At 58.1% G+C, this 25,975-nt stretch carries 25 protein-coding genes and 3 tRNA genes; 12 read left to right on the forward strand and 16 right to left on the reverse strand.

What is annotated here, in order from left to right; translation table 11 throughout:
• Positions 1–54 precede the first annotated feature (54 nt).
• A complete protein-coding gene (gene fhuF, locus AC6I8D_RS02640; RefSeq protein WP_497819619.1) occupies positions 55–846 on the reverse strand; it encodes a siderophore-iron reductase FhuF in 792 nt (263 codons plus the stop codon).
• A gap of 189 nt (positions 847–1,035) precedes the next feature.
• Positions 1,036–2,124 (reverse strand): GGDEF domain-containing protein, encoded by a 1,089-nt coding sequence (locus tag AC6I8D_RS02645; RefSeq protein ID WP_312057228.1) that lies wholly within the window; start codon positions 2,122–2,124, stop codon positions 1,036–1,038.
• Between the two features lie 222 nt (positions 2,125–2,346).
• On the opposite strand from AC6I8D_RS02645, the gene AC6I8D_RS02650 reads away from it, so the two are divergent.
• Positions 2,347–2,631 carry a DUF1435 domain-containing protein gene (locus AC6I8D_RS02650; RefSeq protein ID WP_497819620.1) on the forward strand — a complete coding sequence of 95 codons (285 nt, stop codon included), beginning with the start codon at positions 2,347–2,349 and terminating at the stop codon, positions 2,629–2,631.
• Between the two features lie 92 nt (positions 2,632–2,723).
• On the opposite strand, the gene AC6I8D_RS02655 is transcribed toward AC6I8D_RS02650, so the two are convergent.
• The 4 genes from AC6I8D_RS02655 to rsmC all read right to left on the reverse strand — a co-directional run bounded on the left by AC6I8D_RS02655 (position 2,724) and on the right by rsmC (position 4,225).
• A tRNA-Leu gene (locus AC6I8D_RS02655) sits at positions 2,724–2,810 on the reverse strand.
• 28 nt (positions 2,811–2,838) lie between these two features.
• Positions 2,839–2,925 (reverse strand) — tRNA-Leu (locus AC6I8D_RS02660).
• Positions 2,926–2,955: 30 nt separating this feature from the next.
• Positions 2,956–3,042 (reverse strand) — tRNA-Leu (locus AC6I8D_RS02665).
• Positions 3,043–3,193: 151 nt separating this feature from the next.
• The gene (rsmC, locus tag AC6I8D_RS02670) at positions 3,194–4,225 is read right to left on the reverse strand and encodes a 16S rRNA (guanine(1207)-N(2))-methyltransferase RsmC (protein WP_497819621.1); all 1,032 of its coding nucleotides are present in this window, start codon (positions 4,223–4,225) and stop codon (positions 3,194–3,196) included.
• A gap of 106 nt (positions 4,226–4,331) precedes the next feature.
• Here rsmC and AC6I8D_RS02675 point away from each other — a divergent pair, with 106 nt between their 5' ends.
• Genes AC6I8D_RS02675 through yjjG form a run of 3 tightly spaced genes read left to right on the forward strand, consistent with a single transcriptional unit; the run spans position 4,332 to position 5,853 of the window.
• Entirely contained in the window at positions 4,332–4,742 is a 411-nt protein-coding gene (locus AC6I8D_RS02675) for a DNA polymerase III subunit psi (protein ID WP_312057688.1), read from the forward strand.
• Complete coding sequence (rimI, locus tag AC6I8D_RS02680; RefSeq protein WP_031376049.1) at positions 4,714–5,154, forward strand: ribosomal protein S18-alanine N-acetyltransferase; 441 nt, start codon at positions 4,714–4,716, stop codon at positions 5,152–5,154. Before AC6I8D_RS02675 ends, rimI begins: the two co-directional genes overlap by 29 nt.
• An 18-nt stretch (positions 5,155–5,172) precedes the next feature.
• Positions 5,173–5,853: a pyrimidine 5'-nucleotidase gene (gene yjjG, locus AC6I8D_RS02685; protein WP_497819622.1), complete on the forward strand. Its 681-nt coding sequence runs from the start codon at positions 5,173–5,175 to the stop codon at positions 5,851–5,853.
• Between the two features lie 99 nt (positions 5,854–5,952).
• Here yjjG and AC6I8D_RS02690 read toward each other — a convergent pair whose 3' ends face one another.
• Positions 5,953–6,603, reverse strand: a complete 651-nt coding sequence (locus tag AC6I8D_RS02690) for a YtjB family periplasmic protein (protein WP_312055317.1) — start codon at positions 6,601–6,603, stop codon at positions 5,953–5,955.
• Positions 6,604–6,710: 107 nt separating this feature from the next.
• Here AC6I8D_RS02690 and serB point away from each other — a divergent pair, with 107 nt between their 5' ends.
• From serB to nadR, 3 genes are all read left to right on the forward strand, one after another.
• The gene (serB, locus tag AC6I8D_RS02695) at positions 6,711–7,688 is read left to right on the forward strand and encodes a phosphoserine phosphatase (RefSeq protein ID WP_312055318.1); all 978 of its coding nucleotides are present in this window, start codon (positions 6,711–6,713) and stop codon (positions 7,686–7,688) included.
• Between the two features lie 13 nt (positions 7,689–7,701).
• Positions 7,702–9,084, forward strand: a complete 1,383-nt coding sequence (radA, locus tag AC6I8D_RS02700) for a DNA repair protein RadA (RefSeq protein ID WP_031376046.1) — start codon at positions 7,702–7,704, stop codon at positions 9,082–9,084.
• Between the two features lie 85 nt (positions 9,085–9,169).
• Entirely contained in the window at positions 9,170–10,411 is a 1,242-nt protein-coding gene (gene nadR, locus AC6I8D_RS02705; RefSeq protein ID WP_497819623.1) for a multifunctional transcriptional regulator/nicotinamide-nucleotide adenylyltransferase/ribosylnicotinamide kinase NadR, read from the forward strand.
• A gap of 40 nt (positions 10,412–10,451) precedes the next feature.
• On the opposite strand, the gene AC6I8D_RS02710 is transcribed toward nadR, so the two are convergent.
• On the reverse strand, positions 10,452–11,453 hold the full coding sequence (locus AC6I8D_RS02710) for a zinc-binding alcohol dehydrogenase family protein (RefSeq protein ID WP_312055320.1): 1,002 nt from the start codon (positions 11,451–11,453) through the stop codon (positions 10,452–10,454).
• 95 nt (positions 11,454–11,548) lie between these two features.
• Between AC6I8D_RS02710 and AC6I8D_RS02715 the strand changes: the two genes are divergently transcribed.
• Complete coding sequence (locus AC6I8D_RS02715) at positions 11,549–12,445, forward strand: LysR family transcriptional regulator (RefSeq protein ID WP_497819624.1); 897 nt, start codon at positions 11,549–11,551, stop codon at positions 12,443–12,445.
• 48 nt (positions 12,446–12,493) lie between these two features.
• Here the strand turns inward: AC6I8D_RS02715 and ettA are convergent, their stop codons facing one another.
• Positions 12,494–14,161: an energy-dependent translational throttle protein EttA gene (gene ettA / locus AC6I8D_RS02720; protein WP_072051008.1), complete on the reverse strand. Its 1,668-nt coding sequence runs from the start codon at positions 14,159–14,161 to the stop codon at positions 12,494–12,496.
• 186 nt (positions 14,162–14,347) lie between these two features.
• Between ettA and AC6I8D_RS02725 the strand changes: the two genes are divergently transcribed.
• Positions 14,348–15,295 carry a 2-hydroxyacid dehydrogenase gene (locus tag AC6I8D_RS02725; RefSeq protein WP_497819625.1) on the forward strand — a complete coding sequence of 316 codons (948 nt, stop codon included), beginning with the start codon at positions 14,348–14,350 and terminating at the stop codon, positions 15,293–15,295.
• 2 nt (positions 15,296–15,297) lie between these two features.
• Here the strand turns inward: AC6I8D_RS02725 and deoR are convergent, their stop codons facing one another.
• The gene (gene deoR / locus AC6I8D_RS02730; RefSeq protein ID WP_497820644.1) at positions 15,298–16,062 is read right to left on the reverse strand and encodes a DNA-binding transcriptional repressor DeoR; all 765 of its coding nucleotides are present in this window, start codon (positions 16,060–16,062) and stop codon (positions 15,298–15,300) included.
• 386 nt (positions 16,063–16,448) lie between these two features.
• On the opposite strand from deoR, the gene rbsK reads away from it, so the two are divergent.
• Genes rbsK through AC6I8D_RS02745 form a run of 3 tightly spaced genes read left to right on the forward strand, consistent with a single transcriptional unit; the run spans position 16,449 to position 19,711 of the window.
• Positions 16,449–17,366: a ribokinase gene (gene rbsK / locus AC6I8D_RS02735; RefSeq protein WP_497819626.1), complete on the forward strand. Its 918-nt coding sequence runs from the start codon at positions 16,449–16,451 to the stop codon at positions 17,364–17,366.
• 9 nt (positions 17,367–17,375) lie between these two features.
• Positions 17,376–18,701: an L-fucose:H+ symporter permease gene (gene fucP, locus AC6I8D_RS02740; protein WP_497819627.1), complete on the forward strand. Its 1,326-nt coding sequence runs from the start codon at positions 17,376–17,378 to the stop codon at positions 18,699–18,701.
• The gene (locus AC6I8D_RS02745) at positions 18,698–19,711 is read left to right on the forward strand and encodes an aldose 1-epimerase family protein (protein ID WP_312055325.1); all 1,014 of its coding nucleotides are present in this window, start codon (positions 18,698–18,700) and stop codon (positions 19,709–19,711) included. Before fucP ends, AC6I8D_RS02745 begins: the two co-directional genes overlap by 4 nt.
• A gap of 14 nt (positions 19,712–19,725) precedes the next feature.
• Here AC6I8D_RS02745 and urtE read toward each other — a convergent pair whose 3' ends face one another.
• The 6 genes from urtE to AC6I8D_RS02775 all read right to left on the reverse strand — a co-directional run bounded on the left by urtE (position 19,726) and on the right by AC6I8D_RS02775 (position 25,971).
• Positions 19,726–20,424 carry an urea ABC transporter ATP-binding subunit UrtE gene (urtE, locus tag AC6I8D_RS02750; RefSeq protein ID WP_497820645.1) on the reverse strand — a complete coding sequence of 233 codons (699 nt, stop codon included), beginning with the start codon at positions 20,422–20,424 and terminating at the stop codon, positions 19,726–19,728.
• A 1-nt stretch (position 20,425) separates the two neighbouring features.
• The gene (gene urtD, locus AC6I8D_RS02755) at positions 20,426–21,217 is read right to left on the reverse strand and encodes an urea ABC transporter ATP-binding protein UrtD (protein ID WP_312055327.1); all 792 of its coding nucleotides are present in this window, start codon (positions 21,215–21,217) and stop codon (positions 20,426–20,428) included.
• Positions 21,210–22,286, reverse strand: coding sequence for an urea ABC transporter permease subunit UrtC (gene urtC, locus AC6I8D_RS02760; RefSeq protein WP_312055328.1), 1,077 nt, complete (start codon positions 22,284–22,286; stop codon positions 21,210–21,212). Before urtC ends, urtD begins: the two co-directional genes overlap by 8 nt.
• A complete protein-coding gene (gene urtB, locus AC6I8D_RS02765) occupies positions 22,286–23,851 on the reverse strand; it encodes an urea ABC transporter permease subunit UrtB (protein ID WP_312055329.1) in 1,566 nt (521 codons plus the stop codon). Before urtB ends, urtC begins: the two co-directional genes overlap by 1 nt.
• A gap of 120 nt (positions 23,852–23,971) precedes the next feature.
• Positions 23,972–25,240, reverse strand: coding sequence for an urea ABC transporter substrate-binding protein (urtA, locus tag AC6I8D_RS02770; protein WP_031376034.1), 1,269 nt, complete (start codon positions 25,238–25,240; stop codon positions 23,972–23,974).
• A gap of 29 nt (positions 25,241–25,269) precedes the next feature.
• Positions 25,270–25,971 carry a GntR family transcriptional regulator gene (locus AC6I8D_RS02775; protein WP_031376033.1) on the reverse strand — a complete coding sequence of 234 codons (702 nt, stop codon included), beginning with the start codon at positions 25,969–25,971 and terminating at the stop codon, positions 25,270–25,272.
• Positions 25,972–25,975 lie beyond the last annotated feature (4 nt).

A 25,975-nucleotide genomic window follows, 5' to 3' on the forward strand; every position in this document is an offset into this window, starting at 1 on the left:
CCTCGAAGCCTGTAAACGAGATAAAAGGAGATTTAGTGACAGAAGGCGTCGCGATCAGCTGCTGCTTAAGGTGCAGTTGCCGCATTGTGCTACATCGGGGATGCGGTAACGCTGGCAGCAGCTGCGACGAACCAGTTCACCGTTGCGGGGGATCATGGTGCGGTAGAGCGGATTATCGCTGCCATCCAGCAGTTGCTTGTTAAAGAACAGCGCCTGCTCCAGTTGAGCGACCTGCAGGTCCCCGAGCGCGTTTTTTAACTCGCCGAGGAACCATTGAAATGAGAAGCCCATGTTGTTCCAGATCAGTCGGGCATTGATATCGCCGTGGCGGGTAATGCTGTTCACCACCGGGATCAGATGCTGCTGTATCAGCCGATCGAGGCGCTGCTGCGCATTCAGATAGTGCGCGTCCTCATCCTCCTGCACCGCAATCCAGAACGCGGCGGGATGACCGTGCTGAAACTCCACCCGGATATGCTCTGGCGAGCAGTCGAGCGCGCGTGGCTCCTGCAGCAGGGCGATCATCAGCGGCGGCAGCAGCAGACCAAAATACCACTGCGCCCACAGTGACAGCACCGGTTTTGCTTCCCGTACGGCATCAGGATGATCGCGATAGAGATAGTCGCTGTAACGCTGAATCAGCGGCGTAAACACGGCGGGCTGTGACCAGTCGGCGAGCGTCAGGCAATCGTGCGCGGCCGGCTGATCGAGCTTAATCGACTGCTGCAGATAGTCGGGCTGCTGCAATAGCCGTTGCTGCAAACTTTCCGCCAGCGGACGGTCGTTTTGCCGGAAGATCATCGACTGGGAGCTAAAGCGATTTTCCTGAGCGGTTACGGTTGCCATGTCGACTCGCGAGAGAGTAGATAAGAAAGCAAATGATAATCGTTATTGATTCACTCTTCAAGCCGTACAAAACATCAGCAGGTTCAGGCGCGGGCCGCAGAAAGGAATTAAGTCAGGAACAGGAACTAATAGAATGAAAAACCGCTATAACGCCGTCACGGCATGATAATAGTCGGTCAGGAACCGGAATTACGCGTGTTCGCCGGACGGCGGGTGATGCGCTTTAGGTAAATCTTCCCAGGCGAGAATGGTATTTCTGCCCTGATTTTTAGCGACATATAATGCGCGGTCAGCGTTCGCCACCGCCTGATCAAATTCATTATCGTAAATAGGCGCAATGCCGGCGCTAATCGTTACATGAGTTGAAACTTTTTCATTAAAGCGGTGGGGAATTTCTAAATCGACCACATACTGACGAATGCGCTCCGCCAGTTTCATTGCAATGGAACTGTTGACGTTGGTCATCAGCACCAGAAATTCTTCGCCGCCATAACGGGTCACCACATCCCGTGAACGGACCGCATCGCGAATGGCCACCGAAACCCGCGCCAGCGCCTGATCACCCATCGCATGACCATAATTGTCGTTATAGGCTTTGAAATGATCGATATCCAGCAGCAGGACATAGTGGCTGCCGGCGTGGTTTTCCAGAATATTGTCGAGCCGGTTTTTCAGTCCGCGGCGATTATACAGGCCGGTGAGCGGATCGAGCATGCTGAGGTCGCTAAAGGCTTCTTTCTCCTGATACAGCTGGCGCATCAGGCGCTGGGTAAAGTGATCGGCGCGACGGCGCATCAGATGCTGTAGCGAGAAGCCAATCAGCGGCAGGGCGATGTTCAGCAGGATCAGCGGCAGGTGTTCACCGTTATCCAGCAGCAACACGGTGACCACCGGCGGGGTGATATGCAGGCAGAAGGCCAGCAGATGATCACTCAGGGCGATGGCGCTGATAAAAAAGACGCTCAGTAAACTGATAATCAGAAAGCCGCCATCAAAATAAAATACCTGATGAAACCGGTAGTTAATGTGCCAGGCCCACAGCGCACCCAGTATAAAGGCGACCGGATTTAATAGCGGTAATTTTAGTTTAGTGCGGACTAAACAAAGACATAATATAGCGCTACTAAAAATGGCAACGATAATTACCGGTAACGTCATTTCGCTCTTTTTTATCGGAGTCAGACAAAATAGCGAAATAACCACGTTAAGAAACAACAAAAGCATGAGCGAAAGCCGATATTTGCTGTGTTTCAGTTCTTCATATGATTGTAATTTCATTGTAAATACTCGTTACGGCCCTGAAATATCAGCGCGCAAACCGGCAAAGCGCTTTACCGGACAGTGAGCAAATTATTGCTGTTATTAATAGTGTTATCGGCCGCAATCTAGCATTTTCCAACTGGTCTGTCATCTTCCTGGCCGGGCCAGTTAAAAACAGGCTGCATAAGGCACAAAACTGTCATATGATAATGGGAATGCTTATCATTTGAGGTTTAAATCATGGGGATGGCCATTCTTGCCGCCTGCGGCCTGTGGGGATTTAGCTGGATGATGGGGAAGAAACTGGATAGTGCCTGGGGCGTTCTGCTGCCGTGCGCCGCGCTGCCATTGTTCGCCTTATGGGGACCGAGCTTCAGCCAGTGGCGCGGAGTGATGATCGTGGCGCTGCTGCTGACCCTTGTGATGCTGTTTAATCAGCACTTACGTCACTATATGCTGCTGCCATCGTGCCTGGCATTAGCAGGTGGACTGGCGGCGGTGTCGGTGAATTTTCATCTGAATTAAATATGACGTACAACAAGAGGAAATAGCGTTCAGAAGCGGGGCGATAACCGAAACGGTGAGGAAGCAAGCGTAAAGCAGGGAGATGACAACGTTGGTGCGAAGAGAGGGACTTGAACCCTCACGTCCGTTAAGACACTAACACCTGAAGCTAGCGCGTCTACCAATTCCGCCACCTTCGCATCGAGTTGTCTGTTCATATCACCGCAATGGTGCGAAGAGAGGGACTTGAACCCTCACGTCCGTTAAGACACTAACACCTGAAGCTAGCGCGTCTACCAATTCCGCCACCTTCGCGCAGTGCTCGCGATATGAAACTTGTGATTTTGGTGCGAAGAGAGGGACTTGAACCCTCACGTCCGTTAAGACACTAACACCTGAAGCTAGCGCGTCTACCAATTCCGCCACCTTCGCATACCCGTAACACCTTGAGAATGTTACAACCACGGAGGCGCATTCTAGAGATTTTACTCAATGCGTCAACAACTATTTTGTCGGGCTGAAACGATCGCTGTAAAAAGCAACGTTTTCAGCCCGGCAAAGCGGTTAACGGCGGGAAAAGTCTTTAGCGCGTTTTGGCACCGCGGCCGTAAACGGCGCGATAAACTTTGAAGCGGCCGGTTTGCGCCAGCACTTCGTGACTGCCAAAGGTTTCATCCAGCACCTGCGGATAGGGCAGGAAGGCGTTAGCCACGATGCGCAGTTCGCCACCGGTGTTGAGATGCTTCACCGCGCCGCGGATCAGCGTCTGTGCCGCATCCAGACTGGTCTGGGTGCCTTCATGGAACGGCGGGTTCGAGATAATCATGTCGAAACGACCCGTCACGTCAGAGAAGATGTTACTGGCGAACACGTCGCCTTCCAGACCGTTAGCGGCCAGCGTGGCTTTACTCGCCTCAATCGCCGCAGCGTGTACGTCGCACAGCCACAGACGGACTTTTGGCGAACGCGCCGGCAACGACGCGGCAAGCACACCCGCACCACAGCCGATATCCAGCACCTTGCCTTTGGTATGTGCGGTGAAGGTCGACAGCAACAGTGCGCTGCCGCTGTCCAGGCCGTCGCGGCTGAACACGCCCGGCAGGGTATGCACGGTCAGATCGTTCAGCTGATAGGTATGACCAAAAGCGCTGGCGTCGAAGGCCGGCTGGCGATCAAGACGGCCGTGATAGAGGCCACAGCGGCGTGCGCTGTCGATCTTCTCCAGCGTGACCCACTCTTCCAGCATCCCTTCGGCGCTGCGCACGCCGCTGCGGTTTTCACCCACCACAAACACATCGCAGCCCACCGGCAGCAGCGACAGCAGGTTTTGCAGCTGGAACTGCACTTCCGGTTTGTTCTTGGTCCAGAAATAGACCAGCGTATCGCAGCCCTGCACATCCTCTGCCTGCGCAACCAGTCCATAACGCGCCTGTTCGCCCATACGGTGGCTCAGGTTTTGCCAGTGATGATATTGCTGGGTATGCACCCGCGAAGAGGCGGTTTCCAGCTGAGCGGGCAGGTCATCCTGCAGATCGCCAGCAAATAAAACATGGCGGGCGGTAAATTCATCACTGTGGCGCAGAATGACTTCGCTGGCCGGGGTAAAAGCAGACATGTGGGGCTCCTGTAAGATCTGAGCGGGGATTATAGTGGTTTGTTGGCGCATGTTCGATGGGTTTGCTAGCATAGCGTCGCATTCAGGCAGCAGAACAGGTAACACCATGACGTCCAGGCGCGACTGGCTTTTACAGCAAATGGGAATTACGCAGTATCAACTGCGCCGCCCGCGCGTGCTTCAGGGCGAAATTGCCGTCACGCTGGCACCGGAGACGCAGCTTATTATCGTGGCTGAGACGCCGCCCGGCCTGCACGAACCGCTGATGCGCGACGTGCTGCATACGCTTAATCTGCAACCGACTCAGGTGATGAGCGTGACGCCGGATCAGCTGCAAATGCTGCCGGAGACGCTGCATTGCGCAGGATGGCTGCTCGGCGTTGAGAGCGAACAAACCTTTAACGGCGTGGCCTTAACCAGCGCCTCCTTCAATGAACTGATCAGCAGCGGCGCCGCCAAACGCGCCCTCTGGCAACAGATGTGTAACCATGACAGCCATCTCTTTTCTCACCCCTGACGATCGGGCGCAGGCCTTTGCTATTGAGTGTCGTAGTCACGCCTTTCCGTGGAGTGAACAGACCTTTGCCAGAAACCAGGGCGAACGCTTTCTCAATTTGCGGCTCGACGTTGACGGTCAGATGGCCGCCTTCGCCATCACCCAGGTGGTGCTGGATGAAGCCTCGCTGTTCAACATCGCGGTCGATCCCGCCTGGCAGCGCCGGGGATTTGGCCGCCAGCTGTTACAGCATCTGATTGATGAACTGATTAAACGCGACGTGCTGACGCTGTGGCTGGAAGTGCGGGCCTCGAATCTGCCTGCCATTGCGCTCTACCAGCAGCTGGAATTCAACCAGGTCAGTCGTCGCCCCAACTATTATCCCACTGCCAGCGGTCGTGAAGATGCCATCATCATGGCGCTGACGCTGTAGCAGTGTTAAGGAGCTTTGATGTTAGATAACTGGGACTGCATCCTGTTTGATGCCGACGATACCCTTTTTCACTTCGACGCCTATGCCGGTTTACAGCGTCTGTTCGCCGGCTACGACGTGCAGTTTACCGACCAGGATTACGCCGACTACCAGGCGGTTAACAAACCGCTGTGGGTTGATTATCAAAACGGCACCATCTCGGCGCTGCAGCTGCAAACTCAGCGTTTTAATCACTGGAGCGAAAAGCTCAGCGTAGCGCCGGAGATCCTCAACAGCGGCTTTCTCAGCGCGATGGGTGAGATCTGTACCCCGCTGCCGGGCGCGGTCAGCCTGATGAACCGGCTGCATGGCCGGGTGAAGATGGGCATCATCACCAACGGTTTTACCGCGCTGCAGCAGATACGGCTGGAACGTACCGGTTTTCGTGACTATTTTTCCGCGCTGGTGATCTCAGAGCAGGTGGGCGTGCCGAAACCGGCCGCAGAAATTTTTGATTATGCGCTGAAGCAGATGGGCAACCCGGATCGTCAGCGGGTGCTGATGGTGGGGGATACCCCGGAGTCAGATATTCTCGGCGGGATCAATGCCGGCCTGAAAACCTGCTGGATCGATCACGGCACCCGACCGCTGCCGGCACATATCCATCCGACCTGGCAGGTCAAATCGCTGAGCGAGCTGGAAACGCTGCTGGCCGGTTAACCCGGCACGCCTCGCAAATCCGTACGCTGAGCAGCAAAAAGGCCCGTCTGACGGGCCTTTTCAGTTGTATAAGCGCGCTGCCAGGCGATAAATGGCGTGCTACTCTTTTTTCTCTTCATCCTCATCGCGATCTTCTTTCACCGGCGTACTGGCAGTGAGCAGAAACGGCGATTGCTGCCAGCGGGTACGGCGATGGCGCAGCAGGGTCCGGGAGAGAATAATGCCGATTGCCAGCGCCAGCAGCATCATCAGGCGCAGAATGTTGGTGGTGTTATCCACCTGACGTGATTCGGTGACCAGCACGTGGGTATCGAGCGTAACGCGCAAAAAGCCAAGCGGGCCATCGTTGCCCGCCAGCGGCTGCACAATCTGATGATTGAAGTAGCTGCCGGCACGTTTGCCGTCCAGCGCCAGCCGGTCGCGCACGTTGATATTTTCACCGCTGTGCGCCACTAAGCTGCCGTCGCCGTCATACACCGAGGCGTCAAGGATGCGGCTGTTAGCGGTCATCTGATTGAGAATGGCTTCAATCTGGTTGCGGTTATTTTCGCTGTTGTCCATCAGCGGTTTCAGGCTGAACGCCACCTGACTGGTCAGAGTATGCGCCAGCTCTTCGACCTGTTCAGAACGCGCCATTTGATGACCGAGGCTGAACCAGGAGGCACCCTGCATCAGGGCCACCAGCAGCGCCATTGAGATCAGAACGATCACCGTGCGATGTAAGCGAAATTTTAGTGCGGTTTTAGCCATCAATAATCCGTGTCACGTCACAACAGAAAGCCTGGAGATTATGTTGCCAGAAGCGGCGCAGACAAGGTAGCCTCTTGCGTGGTTTTGTTGTCCCTACAGGAGCTGTGATGCCAAATCGTTTAACCTGGTGCGATCTGCCCGCCGATGTTTCCCTCTGGCCGGGTTTGCCCCTTTCCCTTAGCGGTGATGAAGTGATGCCGCTGGATTATCGCGCTGGCCGTACTGGCTGGCTGCTGTATGGCCGCGGGCTGGATAAGCAACGGCTGACCGATTACCAGCACCGGCTGGGTGCCGCCATGGTGATCGTCAGTGCCTGGAACGTGGATGAATATCAGGTGATTCGCCTGGCTGGCTCGCTGACACCGTTCGCCAGCAGACTGGCGCACGACGCCGGCCTGGACGTGGCGCCGCTTGGCAAAATCCCGCACCTGAAAACGCCGGGCCTGCTGGTAATGGATATGGACTCGACCGCTATTCAGATCGAGTGCATTGACGAGATCGCAAAACTGGCCGGCAGTGGCGAGCTGGTGGCAGAAGTGACCGAACGCGCGATGCGCGGCGAACTCGACTTCACTGCCAGCCTGCGTCAGCGCGTGGCGACCCTGCAGGGGGCCGATGCTAATATTCTGAAGCAGGTGCGCGATGCGCTACCGCTGATGCCGGGCCTGACTACCCTGACGCAAAAATTACAGGCGCTGGGCTGGCAGGTGGCGATTGCCTCGGGCGGCTTTACCTATTACGCCGAATACCTGCGCGATAAGTTGCATCTGTCGGCGGTAGTAGCCAATGAACTGGAAATTCGCGACGGCAAACTGACCGGCAACCTGCTGGGTCCGATTGTCGATGCACAATATAAAGCCGATACGCTGAAGAAGCTGGCGCAGCGTTTTGACATTGCGCCGGAACAGACCGTCGCGGTCGGCGATGGGGCCAATGACCTGCTGATGATTAAAGCCTCAGCGCTGGGCATTGCCTACCATGCTAAACCTAAGGTGAATGAGCAGACTGCGGTCACCATTCGCCATGCCGATTTGATGGGGGTGTTTTGCATCCTCACCGGCAGCCTGATCCATGAAGAGCGTTAACTGAGGTATTGATTTGGCCAAAGCGGCAAAACGCGCATTTGTGTGTAACGAATGCGGCGCAGACTATCCACGCTGGCAGGGGCAGTGCAGTGCCTGTCACGCCTGGAACACCATCACCGAGGTGCGGATTGCCGCCTCGCCTGCTGCGGCGCGTAATGAGCGTCTGAGCGGCTATGCGGGCAGTGCCGGTACCAGTCGGGTACAGAAGCTGTCCGAAATCAGTCTGGAGGCGTTACCGCGCTTCTCGACCAGCTTTAAAGAGTTTGACCGGGTGCTCGGCGGCGGCGTGGTGCCGGGCAGCGCCATTTTAATCGGCGGCAGTCCAGGGGCCGGTAAATCAACTCTGCTATTGCAGGTGATGTGCCGCCTGTCGGAAGGGATGAAAACCCTCTACGTCACCGGCGAAGAGTCGCTGCAGCAGGTTGCGATGCGCGCCCATCGTCTGGGATTACCTACCGAAAATGTCAATATGCTGTCGGAAACCAGCATCGAGCAGATCTGCCTGATCGCCGAGCAGGAGCAGCCGCAGCTGATGGTAATCGACTCGATCCAGGTAATGCACATGGCGGAGATTCAGTCTTCGCCGGGCAGCGTGGCGCAGGTGCGTGAAACCGCCGCCTACCTGACGCGCTTCGCCAAAACGCGCGGCGTGGCGATCATTATGGTCGGTCACGTCACCAAAGATGGCTCGCTGGCCGGTCCGAAAGTGCTGGAGCACTGCATCGACTGTTCGGTACTGCTGGATGGCGATGCCGATTCCCGCTTCCGCACCCTGCGCAGCCATAAAAACCGCTTCGGCGCGGTCAACGAGTTAGGCGTTTTCGCCATGACCGAGCAGGGAATGCGTGAAGTCAGCAACCCGTCGGCCATCTTCCTGTCGCGCGGCGAAGAGGTGACGTCCGGCAGCTCAGTGATGGTGCTGTGGGAAGGGACGCGTCCGCTGCTGGTAGAGATTCAGGCGCTGGTGGACCATTCGATGATGGGCAATCCGCGTCGCGTTGCGGTCGGGCTGGAACAGAACCGTCTGGCGATTCTGCTGGCGGTGCTGCATCGTCATGGCGGCCTGCAGATGGCGGACCAGGATGTGTTTGTCAACGTGGTTGGCGGGGTCAAGGTGACTGAAACCAGTGCCGATCTGGCGCTGATGCTGTCGATGGTCTCAAGTCTGCGCGATCGCCCGTTGCCGCAGGATCTGGTGATCTTCGGGGAAGTGGGGCTGGCAGGCGAAATTCGTCCGGTGCCCAGCGGTCAGGAACGGATTTCGGAAGCGGCGAAACATGGCTTTAAACGCGCCATTGTGCCGGCTGGCAATGCGCCGAAAAAACCGATCGATGGAATGCAGGTTTTCAGCGCGAAGAAGCTGGCCGACGCGCTGGCGATCCTCGACGATCTGTAATGCGGCTGGCGTCCGCTGATGGCTTGCCGTCAGCGGGCGAGGGCGGCGCGTTCAACCTTATACGCATTCACGCAGGAGGCACGACATGTCGTCGTTTGATTATCTAAAAACGGCCATTCGCCAGCAGGGCCACACGCTGCAACAGGTCGCTGATGCCAGCGGCATGACCAAAGGCTATCTGAGCCAGTTGCTCAACGCCAAAATCAAAAGCCCCAGCGCGCAGAAACTGGAAGCACTGCACCGCTTTCTCGGACTGGAGTTTCCGCGCCGTGATAAAACGGTCGGCGTGGTATTCGGCAAGTTTTACCCGCTGCACACCGGCCATATCTATCTGATTCAGCGCGCCTGTAGTCAGGTGGATGAGCTGCACATCATCATGGGCTATGACGAGCCGCGCGATCGCCAGCTGTTTGATAACAGCGCCATGTCGCAGCAGCCGACGGTCAGCGACCGACTGCGCTGGTTGCTACAGACCTTTAAATATCAGAAAAACATCCGTATCCACGCCTTTAACGAGGAGGGGATTGAGCCGTATCCGCACGGCTGGGACGTCTGGAGTCAAGGGGTCAGCGCGTTTCTCGGCGAGCACGGCATCGCGCCGGATTGCATTTACACCAGCGAAGCGCCTGATGCGGAGATGTATCAGCAGCACCTGGGGATTCGGACGGTGCTGGTCGATCCCGACCGATCTTTCATGAGCATCAGCGGCGCGCAGATCCGTCAGGATCCGTTCCGCTTCTGGGAATATATCCCGACCGAAGTGAAGCCGTTCTTTGTCCGCACCGTGGCGATACTGGGTGGGGAATCAAGCGGAAAATCGACGCTGGTGAATAAGCTCGCTAATATTTTCAACACCACCAGTGCCTGGGAATATGGCCGCGACTATGTCTTTTCGCACCTCGGTGGCGATGAAATGGCGCTGCAATATTCGGACTACGACAAAATCGCGCTCGGTCAGGCGCAGTACATCGATTTCGCGGTGAAATATGCCAACAAGGTGGCGTTTATCGACACCGATTTCGTGACGACCCAAGCGTTCTGCCTGAAGTACGAAGGGCGCGAACATCCCTTTGTTCAGGCACTGATCGACGAATATCGCTTCGATTTAGTCATTTTGCTTGAGAACAATGTGCCGTGGGTGGCGGATGGATTGCGCAGCCTGGGCAGTTCAGTCGATCGTCGCGAATTCCAGTCGATGCTGGTGACGATGCTGCGTGAAAACAATATCGATTTTGTTCATGTGCGTGAAGATGATTACGACACCCGTTTCCTGCGCTGCATTGAACTGGTGAGAGCGATGCTGGGCGAGAAGAACGCCCAGCCGTGATCGAACCAGGGGGACCGGCGCGTTCCCCCTGGCGGACAGATTAATAGACCATCACGACTTTGCCCCGCATATGGCCTTCCAGCACCCGCTGATGGGCCGCTTGCAGCGTTTCAACGCTTAAGCCCTGCAGCGTCTCACTCAGCGTGGTTTGCAGCTTACCTTCATCCAGCAAGGCGGCCACGGCATCCAGAATTTCACCCTGGCGCGCCATGTCCGGCGTGTTAAACATGCTGCGGGTGTACATCAGCTCAAAGTGCAGCGCAGCGCTTTTCAGCTTGAGCTGATCCATCGACAGCGGATGCTCGTTCTCAACGATGGTGCAGATGTGGCCCTGCGGCGCAATCAGCTTCGCCATGGTTTCCCAGTGACCGTCGGTATCGTTGAGGCAGAAGATATAATCGACCTGCTTAATCCCCTGTTTCTCCAGTTCACCCGGCATATCTTTGTAGTTAATCACCAGATCGGCACCGCGATCGCGGCACCACTGCGCCGAATCTTCGCGGGAGGCTGTTGCAATGACTTTTACCTTGCTGTGCAGCTTCGCCAGAGGGATCGCCAGCGATCCGACACCGCCAGCGCCGCCGACGATCAACAGCGTTTGATCCGCGGTCGCGGCGTTCAGATTCAGTCGCTCAAACAATCCTTCCCACGCCGTCAGTGCCGTTAGTGGGATCGCCGCCGATTGCGCCCAGTCGAGGCTCTTCGGCTTGTGGCCGGTGATACGTGAATCGACCAGCTGCCCGGTGCTGTTACTGCCGGCACGAGTCAGATCGCCGGCATAGTAGACTTCATCGCCCGGCTTGAAGTTGCTGACTTTGCTGCCAACTTCCAGCACTACGCCGCTGGCGTCCCAGCCGAGAATACGTGGTGCCTGCAGCCCGTTTTTGATTGCGCCTTTGTGAACTTTGGTATCGACCGGGTTCACCGAGGCGGCTTTGACCTCAACCCGCAGGTCGTACTCGCCTGGCGTCGGGGTTTCGGGGAAGATTTCAATGAAGTTCTCAGGACTCTCTGGATTAACAGCAATAGCGCGAATAGACATAGTGGATCTCCTGTGTTGTTACGCTAAGTGTAGAACCTGGATTTAGCGGTGATAAGATGGACAATCTTTCATAGAGTGTTCGTCTGAGGTGAACAATGGCGTTTCGTCAGTGGCAGGACATGGCGCTTTTCGCGCTGGTGGCGGAGTGCGGCAGTTTTACCGGCGCGGCGGAACGCGCCGGTTTGCCAAAATCGAGCGTCAGCCAGCGCATCAGCCAGCTGGAGCAGCGACTCGGCATCCGGCTGCTGAATCGCACCACCCGCCAGCTCAACCTGACCTTTGCCGGTGAGCGCTATCTGCTGCACTGCCAGGAGATGATGCAGGCCAGCGAACGTGCCGATCAGGCGATCGCCAGCCTGCGTGAAAACCCCAGCGGCCGGCTGCGCATCACCAGCCCGGCGGGCATCGGCGCAACCCTGCTGGCGCGCTGCAATGCGGAGTTTTTACGGCTCTATCCCGATGTGACGCTGGATATTTCGATCTCAGATGATATTCGCGATCTGGTGCAGGAGGGCTTTGATGTGGCGCTGCGCACCGGTCAGCCGCAGGAGTCATCGCTGATTGGCCGTCGGGTCGGTTACTGCCAGCGGCTGCTGGTGGCCTCGCAGCACTATCTTGATCAGCATCCACCCATTATTCATCCGCAACAGCTTTCTGCCCATCGCTGCATCGCCCATCGTGCCTGGAATGAATGGGTATTACAGCGGGATGAGGAATTTTATCGCTGGCTGCTGCCGCCCGCGCATCTGACCGATAATCTGATCTATGCCCGTGAGTCGGCGCTCGGCGATGCCGGTATCACGCTGCTGCCGCGTTTTCTCACTGATGGCATTATGGCGGACCCGCGGCTGGTGCCGGTGTTGCCGGATTGGCAGATGGAAGGAAATGAGCTGTGGCTGGTCTATCCGGGACGTAAACTCAATTCCCCGGCGCTGGCGCGCTTCGTGGAGTTCGCGCTGCACTCGCCGGTGTTCAGGGAGTTTTATCGTTAATCGAGCAATAAAAAAGGCGGCATTGCTGCCGCCCTTAACACTGTTCTGTTACTTAATTATACGCTTGTACTTGATACGCTTCGGCTCCAGCGCTTCGGCGCCGAGGGTGCGCTTCTTGTACTCTTCGTATTCGGTGAAGTTACCTTCGAAGAATTCGATGTTACCTTCATCCTGGTAGTCCAGAATGTGGGTCGCGATGCGGTCAAGGAACCAGCGGTCATGCGAGATCACCATCGCGCAGCCTGGGAACTCCAGCAGGGCGTTTTCCAGCGCGCGCAGGGTTTCGATGTCCAGGTCGTTGGTCGGTTCATCGAGCAGCAACATGTTGCCACCAACCTGCAGCAGCTTGGCGAGGTGCAGACGACCGCGCTCACCGCCCGACAGCTCACCGACGCGTTTACCCTGATCGACGCCTTTGAAGTTAAAGCGGCCGACGTAGGCGCGGCTTGGCATTTCGGTATTGCCGATACGCATGATGTCCTGACCGCCGGAGACTTCTTCCCACACGGTTTTGGAGTTATCCATGCTGTCACGGAACTGATCCACTGACGCCAGTTTGACGGTATCGCCCAGCACGATGCTGCCGGAATCAGGCTGTTCCTGACCGGACATCATGCGGAACAGCGTCGATTTACCGGCGCCGTTCGGACCGATGATGCCGACAATTGCCCCTTTCGGTACCGAGAACGACAAGTCGTCGATCAGCACGCGGTCACCGTAGGATTTACGCAGGTTGCTGACTTCCAGCACTTTGTCACCCAGACGTGGGCCAGGCGGAATAAACAGTTCGTTGGTTTCGTTACGCTTCTGGTATTCGGTGTTGTTCAGCTCTTCGAAGCGCGCCAGACGGGCTTTGCCCTTGGACTGACGGCCTTTAGTGCCCTGACGAACCCACTCCAGCTCTTTCTCAATTGACTTGCGGCGGGCCGCTTCAGAAGAGGCTTCCTGTGCCAGACGCGCATCTTTCTGCTCCAGCCAGGAAGAGTAGTTACCTTCCCACGGGATGCCTTCGCCACGGTCCAGTTCCAGAATCCAGCCGGCAACGTTATCAAGGAAGTAACGGTCGTGGGTAATCGCCACTACGGTGCCTTCGAAGTCGTGCAGGAAGCGTTCCAGCCAGGCGACAGATTCAGCGTCCAGGTGGTTGGTTGGTTCGTCGAGCAGCAGCATGTCTGGTTTTTCCAGCAGCAGGCGGCACAGTGCGACGCGGCGACGCTCACCGCCGGAGAGAGTGGCGATTTTCGCCTCCCAGTCTGGCAGGCGCAGCGCATCTGCCGCACGCTCCAGTTGGGTATTCAGGTTGTGGCCATCATGTGCCTGGATGATCTCTTCCAGACGGCCCTGCTCAGCGGCCAGTTTGTCAAAATCCGCGCCCTCTTCGGCATACAGCGCATAGACTTCGTCGAGGCGTTTTAACGCGCCAACCACTTCAGACAGCGCCTCTTCAACGGACTCGCGCACGGTATGTTCGAGGTTAAGCTGCGGCTCCTGCGGCAGGTAGCCAATCTTGATGCCTGGCTGCGGACGCGCTTCCCCTTCGATATCTTTATCGATGCCGGCCATGATGCGCAGCAGGGTGGATTTACCCGCGCCGTTCAGGCCGAGTACGCCGATTTTGGCGCCCGGGAAGAAGCTAAGGGAGATGTTCTTCAGGATGTGTCGCTTCGGCGGAACAACTTTGCCGACGCGGTGCATGCTATAGACGAATTGAGCCACGTTGTATTGAGCCTCTGGGTCTGTTGGTCATTTGGATGATGTCGAAGTTTAGCCTTTTTCACCGTCTAATCACAGCCGGGGTGCGGCGAATATTCCGATGCGTGCCGCAGTTCGGGATAACTGTTTGATTTCCGCGCAACCCCGGCACTATGCTGCTTTTTTGCCTTAAAAACCGGGAGAGTGACGATGAGAGTATTGATCGCAGCGGATGAACACGCCTGGGGCGGACTGATTCCGGCTATTCGCCAGCGGCTGCCGGACGTGGAGTTTGTCGCCTCGGCAGGCCACGCCGCCGAAAGCCTTGCCGGCTTTGATGCGCTGATCCCTGGCATGTGCAAAGTGAACGCGGCGCTGCTGGCGACCGCCGATCGCTTAGCGCTAATCCAGCAGGCGGGCACCGGGCTGGAGGGGATCGACATCGCGGCGGCGAAACAGCGCGGCATCATGGTCGCCAATGTGCCGTCCGACAGCTCAGGCAATGCCGATTCGGTGGCGGAACTGGGTATCTGGATGATGATTGGCCTGGCGCGTCGCTATCACGAAATCGCCGATTGCCTGGCGCAGCAGCAGCTGGGCCAGCCGGTCGGCCTGGGATTGAAGGGCAAAACGGTCGGACTGGTCGGTTTAGGTGGCATCGGCAAAGCACTGGCAGCGCGGCTCAGGCCGTTTGGCATGCGGATGATCGGCGTCAGGCGTGAAGCCGATCCGGCTTTCGCTCACCAGCACGGCCTGGCGTGGCTGGGTGAGATGACACAGCTGCCGCAGCTGTTGCAGCAGGCCGATTTTGTAGTGCTCAGCCTGCCGGATAATCCGCAGACCCACCAGATTATTGACGCCACGGCGCTGGCGCAGATGAAACCGCAGAGCTTTCTGATCAACCTTGGCCGGGGTGGATTAATCGACAAAGCGGCCTTTCTTAATGCGCTGAAAAACCGGTCGCTGGCCGGGGCCGGGCTGGATGTATTCTGGCAGGAGCCGCCCGATCCGCAGGATGAGCTGTTTCGCTATAACGTCATCGCCACGCCACACATTGGCGGCGTCACCGATATCTCACTGGCGGGCAACCTGACCGGAGTGTGTGACAACCTGCGCCGCCTGCGTGACGGCGAAACGGTAGTAAACCGCTGGGCGTGAACTTACGGCAGGCGCAGCGGAATCGCCTGTTGTGCCAGCCAGTCCTGCAGCGCCTGATCGGGCGCTGCGTCACTGACCAGCAGATCAAAGCGGCGCAGTTCGGCAATGCGGGCCGGCAGCACTTTGCCATATTTACTGCTGTCAGCCACTAAAATGCACTGGCGCGCCCGCAGCATCGCGTGGTGCTTCATCGCCAGCTCATTGGTGTTGTAGCAGGTCGCTCCCTGATCTTTGTCGATCCCGGCCGCCGAGATAAACGCCAGTGTCGGACAGAGATCGTCGAGGATCGAATGCCCGCCGATCGGTGTGAACAGCGCATTATCCGCGTGGAACTCGCCGCCGCTGAGGATCACATTGCAGGCCGGTTTCTCCTTTAACGCCAGGAAGGTGTTCATGGCGCAGCAGATTGCGGTAAACGGCAGGCTGTCAGGGATCGCATCGACGATATAAGGCAGGGTAGTGCCGCAGTCGAAAAATACCGTGTCATTTTCGCCGATCAGGCTAGCCGCAGCCTGGGCCAGCCGCTGTTTTCGGGCGGCATTCTGACCGTGCTGATCGGTAACAAAGTAGTGGCTGGCGTGGCTCTTCGGGTCGCTGACGATATAGCCGCCCAGCAGCACCACGCTGGAGGCGGGCTCGCTAAGATCGCGGCGAATGGTCATTTCTGACACGCCAAGCAGCTGGGCTGCGTCTTTCAGATGCAGCTTATCGGTGCGTTTAAGCGCCTGAGCCAGCTTGTGGATACGTTCGTCGCGCCGGGTTTCCATGGTCATCTCTGTCTGTTCAGTTTCCTGCTGGGCTGATTGAGGGGGCCGGAAACCGGCGTAATCATCGCGACAAACCTGACAGATTTTAAGGCGTTGCGTCCTCTTCGGCAGGCTGGTTTTCAATCTTACCTGCAACGGCTAAACCCCGCAAACCTCACGCGTTACCGTCCGGCGATGATTTCTCCCCGGCCAGGCGGCGTCCGCTACACCAATCTGTGCCATGTCTGATTGTTACAATCGTAACACGGCGATCGGCCTTTATTCGCCGTATATGGTGAAATTCATCCCTTCAGGATGTGGTTTTTATCACATATTTAACTTTTAATAATTGTTATTGTTAATTTAATAACATTTGATGGTTAAAAAACATCCGGGAGAAAACAGTCATGGATATCGCGGTCATCGGCTCAAACATGGTCGACCTGATTACCTATACCAACAGCCTGCCGAAAGCGGGCGAAACCCTTGAAGCACCCGATTTTGCCCTTGGCTGTGGCGGCAAGGGGGCTAATCAGGCGGTGGCTGCCGCCCGAATGGGTGCGAAAGTGATGATGGTCAGCAAAGTGGGCGACGATCTGTTTGCGCCCAATACCGTGGCGAATCTGCAACAGCAGGGCGTCGATACCCGCTTCGTCACCACGGCAGCGGGTACTTCAAGCGGCGTGGCGCCGATCTTTGTCGACGATCGGTCGCAGAACCGCATCCTGATTATTAAAGGTGCCAACCAGCAGCTGAAGCCGGCCGATATTGACGACGCCGCTGAGGCGCTGAAAGGCTGCCAGCTGATCATCCTGCAGCTGGAGATCCCGCTGGAAACGGTCTATTACGGCATCGATTTTGCCCGTCAGCATCAGATCAAAGTGATCCTGAACCCCGCGCCGGCGGTGGCCGATCTCGACATCCAATACGCCTGCAAGTGTGACTTCTTTATGCCTAACGAAACCGAACTGGAGATCCTCACCGGACTGCCGGTTGCCAGCGATGAGGACGTAATCGCCGCCGGGCGATCGCTGCTGAAGCGCGGTCTGAAAAACCTGATTATCACGCTGGGCAGTCGCGGCTCGGTATGGATGAGCGGCGATACGGTGCACCGGGTGGCGGCAACGCCGGTCCGGGCGGTCGACACCAGCGGTGCCGGCGATGCCTTTATCGGCTGTTTTGCTCAGCTGCTGATTAAAACCGGCGATATCGCGGCTGCCATGGCCCAGGCTTCGGCCTATGCCGCCTGCAGCGTGACCGGACGCGGCACGCAGCGCGCCTATCCCGACGCAGAGAGTTTTCAGCGCTTTCTTAATCTTCAGTGAGGTGATGCTATGCAACAGAAAATAGTTCAGCAATCCGATGGCTACCTGAATAAAACGCCGCGCTTTCAGTTCATTCTGCTGTCGTGCCTGTTTCCGCTGTGGGGCTGCGCTGCCAGCCTTAACGATATCCTGATTACCCAGTTCAAAAGCGTCTTCGCATTAAGCGATTTTGCCAGCGCGCTGGTACAGAGTGCCTTTTACGGCGGCTATTTTCTGATTGCGATCCCGGCGTCGCTGGTGATCCGTAAATCCAGCTACAAGCTGGCGATCCTCACCGGGCTGGCGCTCTACATTCTCGGCTGTGTGGCGTTTTATCCCGCCTCACACATGGCGACCTATACCATGTTTCTCGCGGCCATCTTTGCTATCGCCATCGGCCTGAGCTTTCTGGAGACCGCGGCCAATACCTACAGCTCAATGATCGGTCACCGCGACCACGCCACTCTGCGGCTCAACATCAGCCAGACGTTCTATCCGATTGGTGCGCTGATGGGCATCGTGCTGGGTAAGTATCTGGTGTTCCAGGAAGGAGACAGCCTGCAGAGCCAGATGGCGACCATGACCGCCGAACAGGCGCATGCGTTTCGCCTGACGATGCTAGAGCATACGCTGGAACCCTACAAATATCTGGTGATGGTATTAATAGTGGTGATGCTGCTGTTTATGTTTACCCGCTATCCGCGCTGCAAACCGCAAAGTAACCAATCATCGCTGCCTTCACTGGCGGAGACCTTTCGCTATCTGGCGACCAACCGTCACTTTAAACGCGGCATCGTGACGCAGTTTCTCTATGTCGGGATGCAGGTAGCGGTCTGGTCGTTCACCATTCGTCTGGCGCTGACGCTGGGCGCAGCCAATGAACGTCATGCCTCAAACTTCATGATCTACAGCTTTATCTGCTTCTTTATCGGCAAGTTCGTGGCGAACTTCCTGATGACCCGTTTCCGCGCCGAAAAAGTGCTGATCGCCTATTCGGTGCTGGGGGTGCTGACGCTGGCTTATGTGATGCTGGTACCTGACTTTACCGCCGTTTACGCCGCGGTGTTCGTCAGCGTGCTGTTTGGTCCCTGCTGGGCGACCATTTATGCCGGAACGCTGGCGACGGTCGACAATAAATATACCGAAGTGGCGGGGGCGTTTATCGTGATGGCGATTGTCGGCGCAGCATTCGTGCCCGCGCTGCAGGGGCTGGTCTCTGACGCGGTTGGCTCAATGCAGCTGGCGTTTGGCGTCTCGCTGCTCTGCTTCGCCTGGGTAGGCTGTTACTTCTATGGCGAGCTGCGCCACAAGAAACAGACCGTGTCCGGCGGTCGTCTGGTGGAGGATGCATCATGAAAACCCGTTTACCGTTGCGCCGTGAGCAGTTTCATTTTACCCCTGAGGTTCTGCTGCAGAGCGATGACTTTCGGGTGGAACTGTTCCGTTATCCGGCGGGGATTGAAGCGGTGCGGATCCATAACCGGCGCGGATCGGTAACGGTGCTGCCGTTCTTTGGTCAGATGATCTGGGATGCGCAGTTTGACGGGCATCCGCTGACCATGGGCAACAGCTTTAAGCAGCCGCTGCCCGGTCATTCAATCATCGACACCTACGGCTGTTTCGCTTTCCACTCGGGGCTGCTGGCTAACGGCTGTCCGTCGCCCGAGGACGACCATCCGCTGCATGGTGAAATGCCCTGCGCCCGGATGGACAGCGCGTGGCTGGTGCTGGACGCGGATACGCTGTCGCTGGAGGGGGAGTGTGAATATGTCAAAGGCTTCGGCCATCACTATCTGGCCGCACCGGCGGTACGCCTTCACGCCGATCGGCCGCGGCTGCAGATTGAGATGACGGTGACCAATCTGGCCGGCGCGCCGATGCCGTTGCAGTATATGTGTCATCTCAACAGCGGCTGGATTGCACAGGGACGTTTCCGGCAGTCGATCCCGGATCGGGCCTTCCGGCTGCGCACCTCAATACCGGCCCATCTGCGGCCAACACCGGCATGGCGCGACTACACCGCCCGGCTGGCGCAGGATCCGCAGGCGTTGCAGCAGCTCGATCTGCCGCAGTTGTGCGATCCGGAGATTGTCTTTTTCGCCGACGATCTGCCGCAGTATGGCGATGAGGTGCAGTTTGAGCTGCACGCGCCAGCGGGATACGCCATGATGACGCGCTTCTCTACCGCCCAGTTTCCGCACGCCACCCGCTGGCTGCTGCACAATGCCGACCAACAGGTCGCGGCCTATATCCTGCCGGCCACCTGTCGGCCGGAAGGGTTTCTGGCGGCGCAGCAGGCGGGCAGCTTAATCACCCTCGCCAGCGGCGAACAACGCCACTTTTCCGTCGAGACCGGATTGCTGTAAACCCGATGCGCGGCCTAAATCGCCACCAGGCCGCGCACGCCATCGGCTTCCATGCTGTCGCCGCGGCCACGCTGCACGATTTCACCGCGCGACATCACCAGATAGCTGTCCGCCAGTTCAGCCGCAAAGTCATAAAACTGCTCGACCAGCAGGATCGCCATATCCCCGCGCTGCGCCAGCTGACGGATCACCGCGCCGATCTCTTTGATCACCGACGGCTGGATCCCTTCGGTTGGCTCATCCAGGATCAACAGCTGCGGCCGGCAGGCCAGCGCCCGGCCGATCGCCAGCTGCTGTTGCTGGCCGCCGGACAGATCGCCGCCGCGCCGCGACTTCATGGCAAACAGCACCGGAAACAGCTGGTAGATCTCATCCGGCACCTGGCGGGCCTGCGCAGCCGGAAAGCGGGACAAACCGAGCAGCAGGTTCTCTTCCACCGTCAGCCGCGGAAAAATCTCCCGCCCCTGCGGCACGTAAGCAATGCCGGACTGCACCCGCTGGTGCGGTTTACGGCCGTTGAGTTTCTGCTGCTGCCAGTGGATCTCACCGGATTTAGCCGGGATTAACCCCATCAGGCATTTCAGTAACGTGGTTTTACCCACGCCGTTGCGGCCCAGCAGGCAGGTGATCTCACCCACTTTTACCTCAAACGACAGGCCACGCAGAATATGACTGCCGCCATAATATTGATTCAGTTCAGTAACCTGTAACATCTCAGCGCCCCAGATAAACGTCGATAACCTGCTCATTGGCCTGCACCTCACGCAATGATCCTTCGGCCAGTACCTGACCCTGATGCAGCACCGTCACGTGGTCGGCAATGGTTTCGACAAAGCCCATATCGTGCTCCACCACCATCAGCGAATGTTTACCCGCCAGGTTGCGGAACAGCTCGGCGGTGTAGTCCGTTTCAGCGTCGGTCATGCCCGCCGCTGGCTCATCCAGCAGCAGCAGGTGCGGCTCCTGCACCAGCAGCATGCCAATCTCCAGAAACTGCTTCTGGCCGTGCGACAGCAGGCCCGCGCTACGCTGTCGTTCTGCGCCGAGCCGCAGCAGCTTCAGCACCTCATCGATCCGATCCTGCTGCTCGCCATTGAGGCGCGCGCGCAGACTGGCCCACACCGTTTTTTCGGCTTTCAGGGCGATCTCAAGATTCTCGAACACGGTTAACGCTTCAAACACCGTTGGTTTCTGGAACTTACGGCCGATGCCGGCACGGGCGATCTCAACCGGCGACAGGCGGGTAAGATCGCTGTCCTGATCGTAGATCACCCGCCCGGAATCGGGCCGCGTCTTACCGGTGATCACATCCATCAGCGTGGTTTTGCCCGCGCCGTTGGGGCCGATCACGCAGCGTAGTTCGCCGACGCCGATCTGCAACGAGAGATCGCTCAGGGCGCGGAAGCCGTCGAACGAGACGCTGATCTTCTCCAGTTGCAGCAGCGGATCGCGCTGCGCCCGATGGCGATCCGCCGGATGAGGTTGAGTAAACAGTGCGTCAGTCATGTTTCCTCCGGCGCAGCAGGCCAATCACGCCGTGCGGCAGAAACAGCGTCACCAGGATGAACATCAGGCCGAGGAAAAACAGCCAGTATTCCGGGAAAGCGACGGTGAAAAAGCTGCGCGCGCCGTTAACAATCGCGGCACCCAGCAGTGGGCCGATCAGCGTACCGCGCCCCCCCAGCGCCACCCAGATGGCGGCTTCAATCGAGTTGGCTGGCGACATCTCGCCGGGATTAATGATCCCGACCTGCGGTACGTAAAGCGCCCCGGCCAGTCCGCACAGCATCGCCGACAGGGTCCAGACAAACAGCTTAAAGCCGCGCGGATCGTAGCCGCAGAACATCAGGCGGTTTTCGGCGTCGCGCACCGCAGTCAGCACCCGGCCAAACTTGCTGCGTGCCAGTGCGAAACCGATCGCCAGGCTCAGCAACAGCAATCCTACCGTGGCGATAAACAGGCCGATGCGGGTGCCGGTCGCGCTCACTGAAAAGCCGAGCAGGGTGGTAAAGCCGGTGAAACCGTTGTTGCCGCCAAAGCCGGTTTCATTACGGAAAAACAGCAGCATACCGGCGTAGGTCAGCGCCTGGGTGATGATCGAGAAGTAAACGCCTTTGATGCGGGAACGGAAGGCAAAAAAGCCAAATACCAGCGCCAGCAATCCCGGTGCCAGTACGCTGAGGCACAGCGCCCAGGCGAAGTGCCCGGTTCCGCTCCAGAACCACGGCAGCTCACGCCACGACAGAAAGGACATAAACGCCGGTAAGCCTTCACCTGCCGCCTGGCGCATCAGATACATGCCCATCGCATAACCACCGAGAGCAAAAAACAGGCCGTGGCCCAGCGACAGTAATCCGGCGTAACCCCACACCAGGTCGAGGGCCACTGCCACCACCGCGTAGCAGAGGATTTTGCCAATCAGCGTCAGGGTATAGGTGGAGATCGCCAGCGGATGGCTGGCGGGCAGCAGCGCCAGAAACGGCATCACCAGCAGCGCCAGGGTGACCAGCAGGCCGATGCTGAGGGTCAGGCGCGGCGCTTTGCGCGCGGCGCGGAGCGTAATCGGTTGCGTCATCAGTCAGTCACCCTTCCTTTTACCGCAAACAGTCCCTGCGGACGTTTCTGGATAAACAGTACGATAATCACCAGAATCAGAATCTTGCCGAGCACCGCGCCGATCTGCGGTTCCAGCACTTTATTAAGAATGCCGAGGCTGAAGGCGGCGACCACGGTGCCCGCCAGTTGACCGACGCCGCCCAGCACCACCACCAGAAACGAGTCGATAATGTAGCCCTGTCCCAGTTCTGGCCCGACGTTGCCGAGTTGCGACAGCGCCACACCGCCCAGTCCGGCAATACCAGACCCCAGACCAAACGCCAGCATATCGACCCGGCCGGTCGGCACGCCACAGCAGTCCGCCATGGCGCGATTCTGCGTCACGGCGCGCACGTTCATGCCAAGACGGGTGCGATTCAGCAGCAGCCAGGTGAGTGCCAGCACAAACATCACAAACAGAATCACGGCGATGCGGTTCCACGGCAGCACCAGGTTAGGCAGTACCTGCAGTCCGCCCGACAGCCACTGCGGATTTGCCACTTCGAGGTTTTGCGCCCCGAACAGCATCCGCACCGCCTGAATCAGCATCAGGCTGATTCCCCAGGTCGCCAGCAGCGTTTCCAGCGGGCGACCGTAAAGATGGCGGATCACCGTGCGTTCCAGCGCCATTCCGATGGCGGCCGTCACCATAAACGCCACCGGCAGCGCCAGCAGCGGATACCAGGCCAGGTAGTGCGGCGCAAACTGTTGGAACAGGCTCTGTACCCACCAGGTGGCATAAGCACCGAGCATCAGCATTTCACCGTGCGCCATATTGATTACACCCAGCAGGCCGTAAGTGATCGCCAGTCCCAGCGCCGCCAGCAGCAACACCGAGCCCAGCGACAGGCCGCTGAACGCCTGACCCAGCAGATCGCCCCACATCAGGCGTTTCTGAATCTGTTGCAGGCTGTCGGCGGCGGCGGCACGCACCGTGGCATCCGGTTCGTTCGCCGGCTGGGTTAAGCGTTGCAGGCTGGCCTGCGTATTCGGATCGCTGGATTCGCCCAGCAGCTTAACTGCCTTCAGCCGCACCATCGGCTGGCCATCTGCCAGCTGCAGGTTGGCCAGCGCCATCGCCAGTGCGGCATGCACCCGGCTATCTTTTTCGGCGGCCAGCCGCTGCTCAATCAGCGACAGCTGATCGGCCGCACCGTCATTTTGCAGCTGCCGGGCGGCGTGCAGCCGCAGTCCGGCATCGTCGCTCACCAGCTGATGCGCCGCCAGCGCGCCGTTGACCAGCACCCGCAGCCGGTTGTTCATAAACAGTTTTTTCAGCTTGCCGTTCGGCTGTGGCTGGGCATCCAGCGGCAGCAGCCTGCTGCCCTGCTGGCTGAACGGCTGTTTATTCTGGTCGATGACCACGCTTTCGGCGTTCAGCGCTTCCAGCAGCGGTAACCGGCTGCTGTCTGGCGCGGCGGCCCACTGTTGCAGCAGCGTCGCCTGCTGGCTACGGCTGGCAGCGGCGAAGTCTGCCGCCGGTCCGGCGCTGGCAAACAGCGGCAACAGCAGCAGCAGGCTGAAAAGGCAGCGGCAAAGGTTCATAGAGAGGACCTCGTTAAATGGATGGCAGCGGACGACCTGATTTGCCGTACGCCATCAGCGCAACGGGCAGGTGCGTCGCAGGCGCCGGCCGGCAGAGCCGCAGACCGGCGCGTCACGCGCTTACTGCGCGGCTTTCACCGGGTGGTCGGGCTTCTTATCATTACCGGCGATGTACGGGCTCCATGGCTGAGCGCGCACCGGCTGATCGGTCTGCCACACCACGTTGAACTGACCGTTCTCTTCCACTTCACCGATCATTACCGGCTTATGCAGATGGTGGTTGGTCTGATCCATGGTCAGGGTAAAGCCGTCTGGTGCTTTGAAGGTCTGACCGGCCATCGCCGCCCGGACTTTATCCACGTCGGTGGTGCCGGCTTTTTCTACCGCCTGCGCCCACATATGAATGCCGACATAGGTCGCTTCCATCGGATCGTTGGTGACCACGCTGGCGGCGTTCGGCAGGTTGTGGGCTTTGGCATAAGCACGGTAGTCAGCGACAAATTTAGCGTTGGTCGGGTTATCGATTGACTCAAAATAGTTCCACGCCGCTAACTGACCGACCAGCGGTTTGGTATCGATACCGCGCAGCTCTTCTTCCCCGACCGAGAAGGCCACGACCGGAATATCGGTGGCTTTAATGCCCTGATTAGCCAGCTCTTTATAGAAGGGAACGTTAGAGTCGCCGTTAATGGTGGAGACCACCGCTGTTTTGCCGCCGGCAGCAAACTTTTTGATGTTTGAGACGATGGTCTGGTAATCGCTGTAACCAAACGGGGTGTAGACCTCTTCGATATCTTTATCCTGGACGCCCTTACTGTGCAGGAAGGCACGCAGGATCTTGTTGGTCGTGCGGGGATAGACATAATCGGTGCCGAGCAGGAAGAAGCGTTTAGCGCTGCCGCCATCCTCGCTCATCAGGTATTCAACCGCCGGGATCGCCTGCTGGTTGGGCGCTGCGCCGGTATAGAACACGTTAGGCGACATCTCTTCGCCCTCATACTGCACCGGGTAGAACAGCAGGCCATTCAGCTCCTCAAACACCGGCAGCACCGATTTGCGCGATACCGAGGTCCAGCAGCCAAACACCACCGCCGCCTTATCCTGGGTCAGCAGCTGTCGTGCCTTCTCGGCAAAAAGCGGCCAGTTAGAGGCGGGATCGACTACCACCGGCTCCAGCTTTTTCCCCAGCACGCCGCCTTTGGCGTTGATCTCATCGATGGTCATCAGCGCCACATCTTTGAGCGGCGTTTCCGAAATCGCCATGGTCCCGGACAGGGAGTGCATGATGCCGACCTTAATGGTGTCAGCCGCCTGCGCGCCCCAGGCGAGACCGATGCTGGCAACGGTAGCGGAGAGAGCAAAAGCCTTGAGCAATGAACGTCTTTTCATCGTGTTAAAACCCCTCAATGTTGTGTTTGTTATTCAATGGGTTGAAGCCGGGCCTGCTGGAGTCGGTGCAAGGTGATTTTCCTGACTTCCGCCTTGCTGACGGCGATGTGGTCGGTCAGGATGCGTTGTGCCTCCTCAGTCTGTTGCTGAAAAATTGCCTGTAAAATCTGTTCATGCTCCTGATAGGTGGCGGTTATCCGATCGTCAGAGGTGAAGTCGAGACGGCGGATAATGCGGATTTTCTCCGTCAGTTCGGCGTGAATACGCGCCATTTCCGGATTACCCGCAGCGGCCACCAGCGTCATGTGAAACGCCTCATCGTGCTGCGATACCGTCAGGCCGGCGGTCAGTCGCTCCGCCTGGCACCAGAAGCGCGTCAGCCCGGTTAACAGGGCGCTGCACTGGGCGGCGGGCAGGGCGCACAGCCGTTTTACCGCTTCACACTCCAGCACGGTTCGCAGGTCATACAGCGCTTCGAACCAGGCGAAATCGAAGTTCCTGATCTGCCAGCCGCTGCGGAACCAGACTTCAACAAAGCCTTCGCGTTCCAGCCGGAACAGCGCCTGACGTACCGGCGTGCGGCTGACCGCCATCCGCCCGGCAATTTCACTTTCACTGAAGCGATCGCCGGGCATCAGGCGAAAGGCGAAAATCTCCTCCTTCAGCGCCTGATAAACCCGTTCCGCCAGCGCTTCCGGGCGGGCTTTCGGGGAGGGAGACTGCATCGTCATGGTG

Source organism: Pantoea sp. X-Soil-MYKO-1785, assembly GCF_059730675.1.